We start from the raw sequence: 15,290 nt of genomic DNA on the forward strand, positions 1-15,290 counted from the left end.
TCCCATGGCGAACGAGGGGAGAATAACGATCAGATCCCGCCTTCGTCCAGCGACAACAACGTCGCGTTGCCGCCCGCCGAGGTCGTGTCGACCGACACCGCCCGCTCCGCGCAGAAGCGGTACAAGTAATGCGGTCCGCCTGCCTTCGGTCCGGTGCCGGAAAGTCCTTCGCCGCCAAAGGGCTGGCTGCCCACGACTGCGCCGATCATCGAGCGGTTGATGTAGAGGTTGCCGACCGCCGCTTCCGCCTCGATTACTTCACCCGCACGCGCGATACGGCTGTGCAGGCCCATGGTTAGGCCGTACCCCTTGGCGTTCACCTTCGCGATCGTCTCGGACAGCGTGCCCGCTTCCCAGGTAGCGACGTGCAGGATCGGGCCGAACCATTCCTGGGTCAGGTCCTCCACCCGGTCGAGGCGGATCAGCGTCGGCGGCACGAACAGGCCATCAGCAGGAGAATCGAGCGTCTTGATCGTCTGCGTCACCATCGACGCGCGGTACGCCATCAGCTTGTCATAGGCCGCTTGGTCGATCACCGGGCCGACATCGGTCGCCGGATGGCCGGTGGGACCCAGCACCAGCGTCTCCATCGCGCCCTTCAGCATGGCGATGACGTTGTCGGCGACATCCGCCTGCACCAGCAGGAGACGTAGCGCCGAGCAACGCTGCCCCGCCGAGCGGAAGGACGAGGTGATGACGTCCGCCACCACCTGTTCGGGCAGCGCGGTCGAGTCGACGATCATCGCGTTGATGCCGCCGGTCTCGGCGATCAGCGGGACGATCGGACGGTCGTCATCCGCCACGAGCGTGCGCGCGATCCGCTTGGCGGTGGCGGTCGAGCCGGTGAAGGCCACGCCCGCGATGCGGTGATCCTCGGTCAGCTTCTGGCCGACATCCGGCCCACCGACCGCGAGCAGCAGTGCGTCACGCGGCACGCCCGCCCGGTACGCCAGTTCGACGGCGGCCTGTGCGATGGCGGGTGTCTGCGGCGCGGGCTTGGCGACCACGGTGTTGCCGGTGACGAGCGCGGCGACCGTCTGGCCCAGGAAGATCGCCAGCGGGAAGTTCCATGGCGCGACCGTCGCCCAGACACCGCGTCCTTCGAGGTGCAGCGTGTTGCGCTCGCCCGTCGGCCCGGGCAGTTCGACCGAACCGAGCCGGGCGCGCGCCTGCTGTGCATAGTAACGACAGAAATCGGCGGCCTCGCGGACTTCGCCGATCGCGTCGGGAATGGTCTTGAACGCCTCCTGCACCAGGATCGCCATCAGCCGCTCGCGATCCGCCTCCAGCAAGTCGGCCAGCTTCTCCAGCACGCTCGCGCGGGTATCGAGCGGCGTCGCGTTCCAGGCCGGGAACGCCGCATGGGCGCGGGACACCAGCGATGCGACATCGGCGGTGGCGGCGACCGGCTTCACGGCGGGCGCGTTGACCGCCTTCACCGTGGCGTCCAGCGTCGCAATGTCACTCAAATCGATGCCGGTCGAGTTGCGATGCCCCGGCGCGAACAGATCGATAGGCAGCGGGATGCTCGGGTGACGCGCGCCGCCGACGGCGGCGATCTTGGCGACCGGGTCGGCGAGGATCTCCGCCTCGGTCAGCCGCGCATCGGCGAGCTGGTGGACGAAGCTGGAATTCGCGCCATTCTCCAGCAAGCGGCGAACCAGATAGGCCAGCAGATCGCGATGCCCGCCGACCGGGGCATAGATGCGGCACTTATGCCCATGCTCGCGCACCAGCCGCTCATACAGGCCGTCGCCCATGCCGTGCAGCCGCTGGAACTCAAAGTCGTGGGAATTGCCCGCCCATTCCAGGATGGTCGCGACGGTCAGCGCATTGTGGCTGGCAAAGGCGGGGCGGATATTCTCGGCCGCCAGCATGTCCTTGGCCACCGCCAGATAGGACACGTCGGTCGCCGCCTTGCGGGTGAAGAGCGGATAGTCGGCCAGCCCCTCGACCTGGGTGCGCTTGATCTCGCTGTCCCAGTACGCGCCCTTGACCAGCCGGACGTTCATGATCCGGTCGAGGCCATTGGCCCAGCCGATGACCGCGCGCGCACGCTTGCCATAAGCCTGCACCGCCATGCCGAACCCGTCCCAGCCCTTGAGCGCCGGGAGCGCCGCGACGCCGCCGATGATGTCCAGGCTCATCTCCAGCCGCTCGGACTCCTCGGCATCGACGGTGAGGGCAATGCCCTTGTCCGCCGCCTGCCGCGCCAGCTGCGCCAGCATGTCGGTGAGTGCTGGCACGCACTCATAGGCGCGCGGCAGTTCGTAGCGCGGGTGGAGCGCCGACAGCTTGACCGAGATCGAATGGCCCGCCGCCGGGTCCGACCCCACCGCGTCGATCGCCTTCACATAGGCCTGGAAATAACGCTCGGCATCCTCATGCGTCCGCGCCGCCTCGCCCAGCATGTCGAAGCTGGCGGTAAAGCCCTTGTTCTCGGGCTTCTTCATGCGGCGCATGGCCTCTTCGATGGTGCGGCCCATCACGAAGATCTCGCCCATCATCCGCATCGCGGCACCGACCGCCTGGCGCACGAACGGCTCGCCCGCGCGCGACAGCAAGCGCTTCAGCGGCCCCGCCTCGCCCTCACCGACCAGCGCGCGGCCGACGACCAGGCCCCAGGTGGCCGAGTTGACCAGCTTCGACGCCGACCGCCCGGTATGCGCGCGCCAGTCCGCCTCGCCCAGCTTGTCGGCGATCAGCAGATCGGCGGTCTCAGGGTCGGGCACGCGCAGGAACGCCTCGGCGAGGCTCAGCAGCGCGACGCCCTCGGACGAGTTAAGCCGATATTCCTGGAGGAACTGGTTCACCCAACCGCGATTCTGCGCGGCACGCAGGTCGGCGAGCAAGCCCGAGGCATGGCCCATGATCCGCTCCCGCGCTTCCGGCGTCGCGGCGGCACGGTCGAGCAGCGGCTTCAAGACATCGGGTTCGGGCGCACGATACAGCGATTTCATGGTCTTGCGCGCGTCGGCGGTAACGGCAGAGGTCATAGGTCTTCGTCCGGTCGGGCGGCCCGGCGCGCGGCGAAGCGCTTGGCGGGTCGCATGGCTATGCTGTGATGGACCAGCGCTTAGCGGGAAATCTGGGGATTGGGTATCGTTTGATACGAACCCGATTGAGACCGCACATATCACGCGCAACCATCCCTGCCCCCGCATCGTTCTCCCGCCAAACCCCTGAAAGGAGAGCCACGATGGCCGATGACAGCCCCCAGGAAATCGCCGCCAAGTTCCTCGACAAGCTGAAGAGCAGCCCGTTCGTCATGATCAGCCTGAACGACGGCCAGCATTCCGAGCCGATGACCGCCCAGATCGATGACGATCAGCCCAACACGCTGTTCTTCTTCGCAGGTCGCGACAACCGGATCGCGAGCGGCGGCGAAGCGATGGCGCAGTTCGTCGGTAAGGGCCATGACTTCTTCGCCTGCTTGGCGGGCCATGTGTCAAAGGACAATGATCCCGCCCAGATTGACAAGCTGTGGAGCAATCAGGTCGAGGCTTGGTTCCCGCAAGGCAAGTCAGACCCGAACCTGACGCTGCTGCGCTTCGACATCAATTCGGCCGAGCTGTGGGAAACCGACATCTCGATCTCTGGCCGGGTGAAGATGCTGTTCGGAGGCACGATCCGCTCGGACGAGTCGTCCAGCCATGCGGTGGTCGGCTCGGTCGCGTAATCCGCGATCACTGGAATGCGAAACGCCCGGACGCCCCATGGCCTCCGGGCGTTTTTCTATGTCTTCCAGCGCCGCTCCGCCAGAGCGGATGCGGGGATCAGGCGTTTGCCTTGATCCACTCCTCGACCACCGGTGCGATGCGGTTGCGCCATTTGGAGCCGTTGAAGATGCCGTAATGGCCGACCTTCTCGGCCATGTAGTAGCGCTTCTTCTCGTCCGACAGGTTGGTCGCCAGCGTCAGCGCAGCGCGGGTCTGGCCCAGGCCCGAAATATCGTCCCGCTCGCCCTCGATCGCCAGGATGCCGATGTCGGTAATCGCACCCGGATCGACACGCTTGCCATGGTGCAGCATCTCGCCCTTGGGCAGGGCGTGGCGCTGGAAGACCAGCTCGACGGTCTGAAGATAGAATTCCGCCGTCATGTCGCAGACCGCGCGATATTCGTCGTAGAAGCGCTTGGTGGAATCGGCGCTTTCGCCATCGCCCTGAACCAGATGCTTGAACATCTCCCAATGCGAAATCATGTGGTTGCCCAGGTTCATCGACATGAACCCGGCCAGCTGCAGAAAGCCCGGATAGACCCGCCGCCCGGCGCCCGGATAGGTCATCGGCACGGTCGCGATCGCGTTCTGCTCGAACCAGGCATGGGGCCGCTCGGTGGCGAGCAGATTGACGGCGGTCGGCGCCTCGCGCGTATCGACCGGCCCGCCCATCAGGGTCAGCGTGCGCGGAGTGCAGGGATGCTTGTCCGCGCTCATCACGCAGGCCGCGACATAACAGGGCACCGAAGGCTGACACACCGCAAGAGCATGAGCACCCGGCCCGATTTCAGCCAGGAAGTCGATGATGTAGTCGACATAATCGTCGAAATCGAAACGCCCATCGGACAGCGGCACCAGCTTCGCATCGCGCCAATCGGTGATGTACACCTCGCAGGTCGGCAGCATCCGCTCGACCGTGCCGCGCAGCAGCGTGGCGTAATGGCCCGACATCGGCGCGACGATCAGCAGCTTGGGGCTATCCTCCACGCCTTCACGGCGGAAGCGCTTCAGCTGGCCGAACGGCTTGCGGAGCACGATCTCCTCATGCACCGCGACCTCGCGCCCGTCGATCTGGGTCTTGGTCAGGCCGAAGGCGGGCTTGCCGCGCGGTGCGGCGGCATGGGCAAAGACCTCCAGCGCCGATCCCATGATCGCGCCGCCGCCCAGATAGGCAAAGGGATTGGCCGGATTCTGGAGCAGCCCTGCCCCGAAATTGGCCAGCGCACTTGCGCCCGCCAGCATCGAGCGTTGCATTTCATAGGCGTCGTACAGCATCGTCGATTCCCCTGCGCTCCGCCGGACGGAGCCCTGATGGCCTTTGGTCTAGCATGAAACCGTTTTCGCATAATGACCAGAATATGGCCGTTGCGTCATAGTGCCGGTGTCGTGACAAAACCGTGATACGCTATTGTCCGTGTAAACGCGCCGAAACGGCGAAACGATGCAGAGGCGACGACCGCCGCCGTTGAGCCGCTGTGCGCACGCTGCTAGGCCCGGTCGCATCATGGCCAGACCCGCCGCTTCCCCGCAATCCGCCCCGATCCCGGCCAGCCGCCGCCTCAGCAACCTGAAGATGGTGTGGCGCTACACGCTGCGCTATCCGGCACAGATCGTAGCTGCCTCCGTATCGCTGGCGGTCGCGGCGCTGGCGACCCTGTTCATCCCGCGCACCTTTCAGAAGGTGATCGACCATGGTTTCGGCAAGGTCGCCGATACCGGCGATATCGCGCCCTATTTCCAGGGCCTGCTCGCGGTCGTCGTGGTGCTGGCCATCGCCACCGCCTTTCGCTTCTATTTCGTGTCATGGCTGGGGGAGCGGACGGTCGCGGATATCCGTATCGCGGTGCAGGCGAACCTCTTGCGTCTCGCCCCCCGCTATTTCGAAGAAAACCGCCCGTCCGAGATCGCCAGCCGGTTGACCGCCGACACCGCGATCATCGAGCAGGTGGTGGGCTCGACCGTCTCGATCGCGTTGCGCAACACGGTGATCGGGATCGGCGGCACCATCTATCTCTTCGCGCTCTCGCCCAAGCTGACCCTGTCGCTGCTGGTGTGCATCCCGGTCATCGTCCTGCCCATCGTGCTGCTGGGCAAGCGCGTGCGCGGCTATTCGCGCGACAGCCAGGACCGGCTGGCAGATATCGGCGCGACTGCCGTGGAGACGCTGGGCGCGATGAAGGTCGTGCAGGCGTTCGGCCAGGAACGCCGCGAGGCCGAGCGGTTCGAGCTCGCCGTCAGCAACGGCTTCGCCACCTCACGCAAGCGCTTCCTGTTGCGCGCGCTGATGACCGCGATGGTGATCGGGCTGTTCTTCGGCGGACTGACGCTCCTGCTGTGGGAAGCGGTTGCCGATGTCGCCAGCGGGCGGCTGTCGGGCGGGTCGCTGACCGCGTTCGTCGTGACGGGCATGCTGGTCGCGGGCTCGTTCCAAGCGCTGACCGAGGTGTGGGGTGACATATTGCGCGCCTCGGGCGCGGCGCAGCGGCTGGCCGAACTGCTGGCGGAACAGCCGGAGATCGCGCCGCCCCCCGCCCCCGCCGTGCTGCCGGTCATCCCGATGGGCGCGCTGCGGTTCGAGCATGTCGTGTTCCACTATCCGACCCGGCCCGAAGTGGCGGCGCTCAACGACTTTTCGCTGGATGTCCGACCCGGCGAGACGGTCGCGGTGGTCGGCCCCTCGGGCGCAGGCAAGTCGACCTTGTTCCAGCTGGCCGAGCGATTCTACGATCCGCAGGACGGCAACATCTCGCTCGACGGCGTGTCCTTGCGCGATGCCGATCCGGCGGCGATCCGCGCGCGTATCGCGATGGTGCCGCAGGAGACGGTGATCTTCGGCGCCTCGGCGCGCGACAATCTCCGCTACGGCCGGTGGGAGGCGAGCGACGACGAACTCTGGGCCGCCGCCGAGGCCGCCAACGCCGCCGACTTCCTGCGCGCGCTGCCGCAGGGGCTGGACACCTTCCTGGGCGAAGGCGGTGCGCGGCTGTCCGGGGGCCAGCGCCAGCGGATCACCATCGCCCGCGCGCTGCTGCGCGATGCGCCGATCCTGTTGCTGGACGAGGCGACCAGCGCTTTGGATGCCGAGAGCGAGCAGTTGGTCCAACAGGCGCTGGAACGGTTGATGGCGAACCGCACCACGCTGGTCATCGCCCACCGGCTGGCGACCGTTCGCGCCGCCGAGCGGATCGTGGTGATGGATGGCGGCCGGATCGTCGAGCAGGGCCGTCACGCCGAACTGATCGCGAATGGCGGGCTATACGCACGGCTGGCGAGCCTGCAATTTCACGATTGATATAGCCGCTTTAGCACCAGTTTTGAGCTCAAGGCCTCTTTCACCCCTCTTGTCATGACCCGATGGTCAGCGCGCTTGCAGCCTGCCCCCCAGTCCCCTAGGCTCCGACAATACCAGTTAAATACCGGAGATTGAGGATGATGCGGGCAGCAAACAGAGGGATGGGTGCGGCCCTGGCGGCGATCGCGCTGGCGACGCTGGCCCCGGCGGCACAGGCGAGCCCCTCCACCCTGCCCGCGATCTTCCCCGCCCCCGCCACGATGACGCTGGGCGATGGCACGGTGACGCTGGGCCGTGCGGTTACGCTGATCGTCGCACCCGGCACCGAGCCGGAGACCGCCGCGCTGGTCCGCGACCTGCTGGCAAAGGCCGGTGTCACCGAGATCGCCACGGCCCAGCGCCTGCCCGCCTCGCCCGACCGTCCGACGATCGTGATCGGTCGGGACAGCGCCGCCCCGGTCCGTGAGGCCCTGTCACACAGCGACGCCAGCCCCGACGACGCCCGCGAAGGCTATACGCTGACCATCCTCCCTTCCGGTCGCAGCGGCCTCATCACGCTGGCCGGGCATGACGCGGACGGACTGTTCCACGCCGCCCAGACGCTGCGCCAGTTGCTGGCCCGCCAGACCATCCCGGCGCTGACCATCCGCGATCATCCCGCCATGCCGATCCGGGGCACGATCGAAGGTTTCTACGGCAAGCCCTGGTCGATGACCGACCGGACCAAGCATCTGGATTTCCTCGGCCAGATGAAGGCCAACACCTATGTCTACAGTCCCAAGGACGACCCCTTCGCCCGCGACAAGTGGCGCGAGCCCTATCCCGCCGCGACGCTGAACGCGCTAGGCACGCTCGCCGCGCGCGCCAAGGCGAACCATGTCGATTTCGTCTATGCGATCTCGCCGGGGCCGAGCATCTGCTTCTCCGACCCGGCGGACGAACAGGCACTGCTGCGCAAGTTTGCCGCACTGCGCGGGATCGGCGTGCACAGCTTCTATGTCGCGCTGGACGACATCGAATATCAGAAGTGGAATTGCGAGGCGGACAAGGCCGCATTCGGCCCCTCGGGCGCGCAAGCCGCCGGGGTCGCCCAGTCCAAGCTGCTGAACGCGGTGCAGGCCGATCTGCTGAAACAGGACCCCGCCTCGCGTCCGTTGATCATGGTGCCGACCGAATATTATGACGCCAAAGAAAGCCCCTATAAGGCCGCCCTCCGCGCGAACCTGAACCCGCGCATCGTCGTGCAATGGACCGGCACCGATGTCGTGCCGCCCGCCATCTCCATCCCCGATGCCAAGGCCGCGACCAAGGCGTTCGGGCGCAAGACGCTGCTCTGGGACAATTATCCGGTCAATGACTATGCGAGTTCGGCCGGACGTCTGTTGCTCGCCCCCTATGCCAAGCGTGAGGCCGGGCTGTCGTCAGAGCTGACTGGTATTCTCTCCAACCCGATGAACCAGGAAGCGCCCAGCCGGGTCGCAGTGACGGGGGTGCTGGCCTTCGGGTGGAACGACAAGGGCTATGACGCCGACCGCACCTGGCATTACGCTGCGCGCGATCTGGCGGGAGGAGATGCCCGCGCAACGGCGGCCCTGCTGGAGCTGTTCGACACCCAGCATCTCGCCCCTACCTTCGGCAGCCAGCCCTGGCAGGAACAGGCACCCAAGCTGAAGGCGCTGCTCGACCATGTTCGCGAGGCGCTGGCGAACGGTGACGAGGGCGAACGCCGCGCGGCACTGGCCGAACTCCATGCCAAGGCCGATGCGTTGGCCGATGCGCCCGACACGATCCGCGCGGGCGTGGTCGATCCGGCCTTTGCCGAACAGGCCGCACCCTGGCTGGAGGCGATGCAGCTCTGGGGCCGCGCGCTGGGGCAGACCGCCGCCGGGCTGGACGCCGCCGAGCAGGGCAATGCGGCGGCGACCCGCTACTTCGCCGATGCCAAGCGGATCGCGGATCAGGCCGCCGCCGTGCAGAGCATCAAGGGCGCGGTGCGCTTCGACGGGCCGATCAGACTCGCCGACGGCGTGCTCGACCGCTTCATCGCCGATGCGCCCGGCCTGATCGCCGTTACGGCGAAACCGTAACTATCCGGCTGGCGCGGTGGCCATCGGGGGTGCGGGTGCGAAGCTCGACCGCCCCCGTCACCGCGACCGGTCCGGTGTAGCGGGTCCAGGCCGAGCCGCCGGTGCGATACTCGATCGGCGTTCCGGCGAACTCGGTGTTCGCCTCCAGCCTCCCGTTCGCGATCCGCGCGCCCGGCGGGGCGAGGCGATAGGTCACGCCCGCCCGGTCGAGCAGTCGCATCTGCACGCCCATCCGGCCCGCAAAATTCTGCCACCCGGCCAGCAGTTTGATCCGGTCGACACGGGGGTCGTTCGGCTGATAGCCGGTGCCCGCGATATAAGCGGGCTCCCAGTCCGGCTTGCTCCAGGCCCGCTCGGCCAGCGCCAGCAGGCGGGGGAAGAGCATGTAATCCACCTGGCTGTCGCGGCGCACCGTCTCGCTCCACAACTGCGCCTGTATTCCGGCGATGCTGCGGCCGGGTTGGAGCGGCACGGTGTCGGCAATCGCCTTGGGCTGGGCCAGGATATTGGGGATCAGCGCGGCGTTCGCGGCCAGATTGCCCGGCATGAAGCCGAACACCTGGAAACTGTCCACTTCGCGCGAGGCCCAGTCATAGCCGGTCTCATTCGGATCGGCAGCATAGGGCATGTCGAAATAGCCCAGATCGGGGATCGACAGCACTGTCTTCCACCCGCGATTGGCCTGGCCATGCGCCTCGGCCACGCCGCCCGCATGCAGGTTGCTCCAGATGTTGGTCTGGACCTTCGCGGGCATCTTGGCGGGGTCGGTATGGCCCAGACCATCGCTCCACCCCGCAACCGCGATGCCGCGCTTGGCGAGGTCGGCGGAAATCCGCTCGATGAAATAGGCGCCCAGCTGCTTGGGCTGCATACCCGTTTTCGCCATCATCACTCTGCAGGCGGGCGACTCGACCCAGGCCCCGGCCGTCTCGTCAGCGCCGATATGATAGGTGGTCAGCGGCACCCCCGCCGCCTTGTGCAGCCCGGCAATGGCGTCGATCACCGTCTCGATGAAGCGATAGGTGCTGGGAATACAGACGTTCAGCGTGTTGTCGTCATAATGCTGGACGCTGGAATAGCGGGTGGTGTCGCCCGGCTCGACCAGCCGGAAACGCTCGGCCGCCGCCTTGTCGCCCTTGGCCATCAGCCGCTGATAGCGCACCTCCATCGACCGGATCGCCGCGCGCGAATGGCCGGGCATGTCGAACGAGGGGATGACATCGATCTGCCGCGCGGCGGCGGCACGCAGGATTTCGGTGTAGTCGGCGGCGGTCAGATAGCCGTTGGTGGCCGCATCCCTGGCCGGGTCCGCCCCCAGTTGCGGCGACAGGCAGCTCTTCTCGGTCAGGTCGGTGCAGCGATAGGCGCCGATCTCGGTCAGTTCGGGCAAGCTGGCGATCTGCAAACGCCAGCCCTCGTCATCGCCCAGATGCAGATGCAGCGTGTTCAGCTTGTACACCGCCATCTGCTCGATCAGTTTCAGGATCTCGGCCTTGCTGTGGAAGTTGCGCGCCAGATCGATATGCAGCCCGCGAAAGCCGTAGCGCGGCGCATCCTCGACGATCAGCGGGCGGAGCGTCGTCCCCTCCGCCGCCATCTGCTGCGCCAGCGAGCGAAGCGCATAGGACGCCCCCGCCGCATCCGCCGCCGCGATGGTGATACCGCCCTGTGCCACGGTCAGGCGATAGCCCTCGGCGGCGAGCCCCGCCTGTTTGCGGATGGTCAGCGGCACCGTCCCCATCGGCAATCCGGCCAGCGCGGGCGCGATGGCGGCGCGAGTGAAACCCGCCGTAGTAACGCGCAATCCCCTGGACAGATCGACCGGCGCACCGGCCGGGCGCGTGACCTTCGCAGGCCGAGGCAGGATCGCGACATCGACCGGCGTCGCCGCCCCCCGCTCGGCGTAAAGAGCAAAGGCGCGCTCGGGCGTCCGCCAGACCGTCTGATCGTCGGGCGCGCTGCGGGCGAGCGCGGCTTCGTCGGTCATCGGGGCGACGAAGGGCAGCGTCTCCAGCCCCGTCTCGGCATCGGTCGCCGTCCGGGTCGCGGCGATCACGCGCGGGGTCAGTCCCTCCGCCGCCAGCGTCGCATTGGGCATCATGTGATTGCGCGAGAAGAAGGCGCCCAGGCCGGTCAGCTTCACATGATAGGTCTGGCCCGGCTTCAACTGCTGGCCGGGCTTCAGTGTCAGGACGTTCAGGTCGCCGTTGATCGTGCGGTTGTCGAAGGTGTCGCTGTCGATCTTCAGAACCGGGTTGACCAGGCTGTAGCGGATTTCGACCGGCAGGCTCGGTGCGCCCTCCGGCACGACGATGGCGATATCCGCCTCGAAACAGCGCGGCGTGCCGGTCGGGCAGGATGCGGGGCGATTGGTGAGGATGGTATAGCGATAGCCGAGCGTCGCCGCCAATCGGTCGAGATCGGCCTGCGCTGCGGGAGCCGCCGCCAGGATCGCGGCCGAAGCCCATAGAGTCATCATAGTCTGCCCGTCCCGCTACGCTGTACTGGTATTACATTGGATCATGACCATGATATTCCTCCCCTGCAAGGGGAGGGGAACCATGCGAAGCATGGTGGAGGGGTGTAAACGGTCGTCATGGCAGCCTGTTCTCGCCAATGGTGACACCCCTCCGTCAGGGCTGCGCCCTGCCACCTCCCCTTGCAGGGGAGGAATGGACGACCGGGGGTGACGCCGCCGCCCCTACCCCCTATCTCCACGTCATGAAAAAACCCCAGCCGGGTCTGCCGACCCGTGAGCAAATCCTCGCCTTCATCGAACAGTCGGACCAGCCCGCTGGCAAGCGCGAGATCGCACGTGCTTTCGGTCTCTCCGCGCAGGAGAAGATCGGGCTGAAGGCGCTGCTCAAGGATATGGCCGATGAAGGGCTGATCGACAGCGCCCCCGGCCGCGCCTTCCACAAGATGGGCGGGCTGCCCAAGGTGACGGTGTTGCGCGTCGTCGATGTCGATGACGGCGGCAATGTCTGGGGCCAGCCCGAGCGTTGGGAAGCGGACGGCGTCCCCATTCCTCGCCTCCGCATCCGCGAGCGCAAGCGCGGGAGCCTCGGCATCGGCCAGCGGGTGCTGGCGCGTACCGAGGAAGCGGGCGGCGGCTGGATCGCGCATGTCATGAAGACCATCGCGCCCGCCTCCGAACAGGTGCTGGGCGTGCTGCGCGAGGAGGCGGGGCGCTTCTGGCTGACCAGCGTCGACAAGAAGGACCGGCGCGAGATGATGGTGTCGGACACCGGCGGCGCGGAAGCGGGCGACCTGGTGCTGGCCGAGAAGGCGGGCCGCCCGCCACGCATTACCGCAAAGGTGGTCGAGCGTCTGGGCGATCCCTTCGCACCGCGCAGCTTCTCGCTAATCGCAATCCACAAGTTCGAGATTCCCGACCGCTTCCAGCCCGAAACCCTGGAAGAAGCCGAGCGCGTCGCGCGCCAGCCTTTGGGCGACGACCGCGAGGACCTGCGCGACCTGCCGATCGTCGCGATCGACCCGGTCGACGCGCGCGACCATGACGATGCGGTCTGGGCCGCGCCCGACGACGATCCCGCCAATCCGCAAGGCTGGCGCGCGATCGTCGCGATTGCCGATGTCAGCTTCTATGTCCGCCCCGGCTCGGCCATCGACAAGGATGCGCGGCGACGGGGCAATTCGGTCTATTTTCCCGACCGGGTGGTGCCGATGCTGCCCGAGATCCTGTCGGCCGATGTCTGTTCGCTGAAGGAGGGGGAGGATCGCGCCGCGCTCGCCTGTCATCTCCAGGTGACGAAGGACGGCAAGCTCAAGAGCTTCCGCTTCACCCGCGCGGTCGTGCGGCTGGCGGCGAATATCGCGTACGAGGATGCGCAGGCCGCCATCGACGGCGAGCTGTCGCACCCGCTGACCGAGACGGCGCTGCGGCCGCTCTGGGACTGCTGGGCCGCGCTGGCCAAGGCGCGGGACGATCGCGAGCCGCTCGACCTAGATTTGCCCGAGCGGCGGGTGGTGCTCGACCAGAATGGCCGCATCCTGTCGGTCGCGCCGCGCGCGCGGCTGGATGCGCACCGGCTGATCGAGGATTACATGATCGCCGCCAATGTTGCCGCCGCCAAGGCGCTGGAGGCGAAGAAGGCCCCGGTCATGTACCGCGTCCATGAGGTGCCCAGCCGCACCAAGCTGGTCGCGCTGAAGGAATATCTCGAAACCTTCGACATCCCCTTCGCCATGGGCCAGGTGATCCGTCCCGCGACCTTCAACCGGATCATCGACAAGATCGGCGACGCGGACTTCAAGCCGCAGGTGATGGAGCAGATCCTGCGCTCGCAGACCCAGGCCTATTACGCGCCGGTCAACCAAGGGCATTTCGGCCTGTCGCTGGGTTCCTATGCGCATTTCACCTCGCCGATCCGGCGCTATGCCGATCTGGTCGTCCACCGTGCGCTGGTGGGGGCCTACAAGCTGGGCGACGGCGGGCTGCTGCCCGAGGGCGACGAGATGGAGCGGCTCGGCACGTCGATCAGCCAGATGGAGCGCCGCGCGATGGAGGCCGAGCGCGAGACGATCGACCGCTATGTCGCGGCCTATCTGTCCGAGCATGTCGGCCAGGTGGTCGAGACGCGGATCACCGGCGTCACCAATTTCGGCTTCTTCGCGACCGTCGATGGCGTGGGCGGCGACGGGCTGATGCCGATCCGCGACCTGGGCGGCGACTATTTCCATTACGACGAGTCGTCGCAGCAGTTGCTGGGCGAGAAGACGCGGGAAATCTACAAGCTGGGCCAGCGCCTGCCGCTGCGCCTGGCCGAGGCGAACCCGGTATCGGGGGCGCTGCGTTTCGAGCTGCCCGATGGCAAGGGTGCGGCTCCGGAGCCGCGCCGGGTGCTCAAACGGCGCGGACGGCCCGCGAACATCCGCCACAACGGCAAACGGCGCTGACCCATTCCTCCCCTTGTAGGGGAGGTGGCAGGGCGAAGCCCTGACGGAGGGGTGTACCAGGTCGCGACGTTCCCGATCCTCACTGCTGGGGACACCCCTCCACCATGCTTCGCATGGTCCCCCTCCCCTTTCAGGGGAGGAATAAGGGGATCGCCCCGCCGCCCCATACGTACCCTCCCCAAAGGAGACACACGCATGGGCAATATGGTGGACGGCGTCTGGCACGCCGACGGGCTGTTCAAGTCGGACGAGAAGGGCAGCTTCAAACGCCCCGATTCCGGCTTCCGCGACTGGGTGACGGCAGACGGGCAGCCCGGCCCGGACGGCCAGACCGGCCACCGCGCAGAGGCTGGCCGCTACCACCTCTATGTCTCCTATGCCTGCCCCTGGGCGCATCGCACGATGATCGTCCGCGCACTGAAGGGGCTGGATGACCTGATCGGCCTTTCGGTGGTCGATCCGCTGATGCGCGACAATGGCTGGACCTTCACCACCGAGCGCGGGGGCACCGGCGACCCGCTCCACGGCTCGGACTATCTGTGGCAGCTCTATGCCCGAGCCCGCGACGGTTACAGCGGCAAGGTCACGGTGCCGGTCCTGTGGGACAAGCAGCGCGATACGATCGTTAGCAACGAGTCGGCCGAGATCATCCGCATGTTCAATACCGCGTTCGACGGGCTGGGCGCGCGCGAGGGCGACTATTATCCCGAAGACCTCCGCGTCGAGATCGATGCGGTCAACGCTCCTGTCTATGACCGGGTGAACAACGGCGTCTACAAATGCGGCTTCGCCAAGACTCAAGAGGCCTATGACGAAGCGGTCGGCCCGCTATTCGCCGAGCTGGATCGGCTGGAAGAACGGCTGACGGGCCGCGAATGGCTGGTCGGTGATCGGATGACGGAGGCGGATATCCGCCTGTTCACCACGCTGGTCCGCTTCGATGCGGTCTATCACGGGCATTTCAAATGCAATGTCCGGCGCGTGCAGGACTATCCGGCACTGGAAGGCTTGCTGGAGCGGATGCTGGCGATCCCCGAGATCGCGGGGACAGTGCATCTCGATCACATCAAGACGCATTATTATGCCAGCCATCTGGAGCTGAACCCGACCGGGATTGTCCCGGCCGGGCCGGACCTGCCGTGGGCGGGGTTAGTTGGCGCTTAAGCCCCTTATTCTTCTCCCCTCCCGCAGGCGGGAGGGGTTTGGGGAGGGCATGAAGTCTCACCGAGACCATCGCCTGCGGCCTTCCCTCCCCCATCCCCTCCCGCCTGC

The 15,290-nt window shown here is 66.8% G+C and carries 8 protein-coding genes; 5 read left to right on the forward strand and 3 right to left on the reverse strand.

Features of this window, described 5'->3' with window-relative positions:
• Positions 1–29 precede the first annotated feature (29 nt).
• Positions 30–2,960, reverse strand: a complete 2,931-nt coding sequence (locus SSA01S_RS09915; RefSeq protein ID WP_061780287.1) for an L-glutamate gamma-semialdehyde dehydrogenase — start codon at positions 2,958–2,960, stop codon at positions 30–32.
• 239 nt (positions 2,961–3,199) lie between these two features.
• On the opposite strand from SSA01S_RS09915, the gene SSA01S_RS09920 reads away from it, so the two are divergent.
• A complete protein-coding gene (locus tag SSA01S_RS09920; RefSeq protein ID WP_058752324.1) occupies positions 3,200–3,679 on the forward strand; it encodes a pyridoxamine 5'-phosphate oxidase family protein in 480 nt (159 codons plus the stop codon).
• A gap of 97 nt (positions 3,680–3,776) precedes the next feature.
• On the opposite strand, the gene SSA01S_RS09925 is transcribed toward SSA01S_RS09920, so the two are convergent.
• Positions 3,777–4,994, reverse strand: coding sequence for a polyhydroxyalkanoate depolymerase (locus SSA01S_RS09925; protein ID WP_061780278.1), 1,218 nt, complete (start codon positions 4,992–4,994; stop codon positions 3,777–3,779).
• Positions 4,995–5,223: 229 nt separating this feature from the next.
• On the opposite strand from SSA01S_RS09925, the gene SSA01S_RS09930 reads away from it, so the two are divergent.
• Together SSA01S_RS09930 and SSA01S_RS09935 are read left to right on the forward strand one after the other, a co-directional pair.
• Positions 5,224–7,011 (forward strand): ABC transporter transmembrane domain-containing protein, encoded by a 1,788-nt coding sequence (locus tag SSA01S_RS09930; protein WP_061780279.1) that lies wholly within the window; start codon positions 5,224–5,226, stop codon positions 7,009–7,011.
• Positions 7,012–7,172: 161 nt separating this feature from the next.
• Positions 7,173–9,098: a glycoside hydrolase family 84 protein gene (locus SSA01S_RS09935; protein ID WP_240954602.1), complete on the forward strand. Its 1,926-nt coding sequence runs from the start codon at positions 7,173–7,175 to the stop codon at positions 9,096–9,098.
• On the opposite strand, the gene SSA01S_RS09940 is transcribed toward SSA01S_RS09935, so the two are convergent.
• Complete coding sequence (locus tag SSA01S_RS09940; RefSeq protein ID WP_061780280.1) at positions 9,082–11,577, reverse strand: beta-N-acetylhexosaminidase; 2,496 nt, start codon at positions 11,575–11,577, stop codon at positions 9,082–9,084. The two genes, SSA01S_RS09935 and SSA01S_RS09940, sit on opposite strands and share 17 nt — an antisense overlap.
• A gap of 242 nt (positions 11,578–11,819) precedes the next feature.
• Between SSA01S_RS09940 and rnr the strand changes: the two genes are divergently transcribed.
• Together rnr and SSA01S_RS09950 are read left to right on the forward strand one after the other, a co-directional pair.
• On the forward strand, positions 11,820–14,018 hold the full coding sequence (gene rnr, locus SSA01S_RS09945) for a ribonuclease R (RefSeq protein ID WP_061780281.1): 2,199 nt from the start codon (positions 11,820–11,822) through the stop codon (positions 14,016–14,018).
• Positions 14,019–14,213: 195 nt separating this feature from the next.
• A complete protein-coding gene (locus tag SSA01S_RS09950) occupies positions 14,214–15,182 on the forward strand; it encodes a glutathione S-transferase family protein (RefSeq protein ID WP_061780282.1) in 969 nt (322 codons plus the stop codon).
• Positions 15,183–15,290 lie beyond the last annotated feature (108 nt).

Source organism: Sphingomonas sanguinis NBRC 13937 (assembly GCF_001591005.1).
Classification (GTDB): domain Bacteria; phylum Pseudomonadota; class Alphaproteobacteria; order Sphingomonadales; family Sphingomonadaceae; genus Sphingomonas; species Sphingomonas sanguinis.

Excerpts from the sequence above, each read along its gene's own strand:
- SSA01S_RS09915 (WP_061780287.1), bottom strand. The coding sequence starts at position 2,960 with ATGAAATCGCTGTATCGTGCGCCCGAACCCGATGTCTTGAAGCCGCTG.
- SSA01S_RS09920 (WP_058752324.1), top strand. The coding sequence starts at position 3,200 with ATGGCCGATGACAGCCCCCAGGAAATCGCCGCCAAGTTCCTCGACAAG.
- SSA01S_RS09925 (WP_061780278.1), bottom strand. The coding sequence starts at position 4,994 with ATGCTGTACGACGCCTATGAAATGCAACGCTCGATGCTGGCGGGCGCA.
- SSA01S_RS09930 (WP_061780279.1), top strand. The coding sequence starts at position 5,224 with ATGGCCAGACCCGCCGCTTCCCCGCAATCCGCCCCGATCCCGGCCAGC.
- SSA01S_RS09935 (WP_240954602.1), top strand. The coding sequence starts at position 7,173 with ATGGGTGCGGCCCTGGCGGCGATCGCGCTGGCGACGCTGGCCCCGGCG.
- SSA01S_RS09940 (WP_061780280.1), bottom strand. The coding sequence starts at position 11,577 with ATGATGACTCTATGGGCTTCGGCCGCGATCCTGGCGGCGGCTCCCGCA.
- rnr (WP_061780281.1), top strand. The coding sequence starts at position 11,820 with ATGAAAAAACCCCAGCCGGGTCTGCCGACCCGTGAGCAAATCCTCGCC.
- SSA01S_RS09950 (WP_061780282.1), top strand. The coding sequence starts at position 14,214 with ATGGGCAATATGGTGGACGGCGTCTGGCACGCCGACGGGCTGTTCAAG.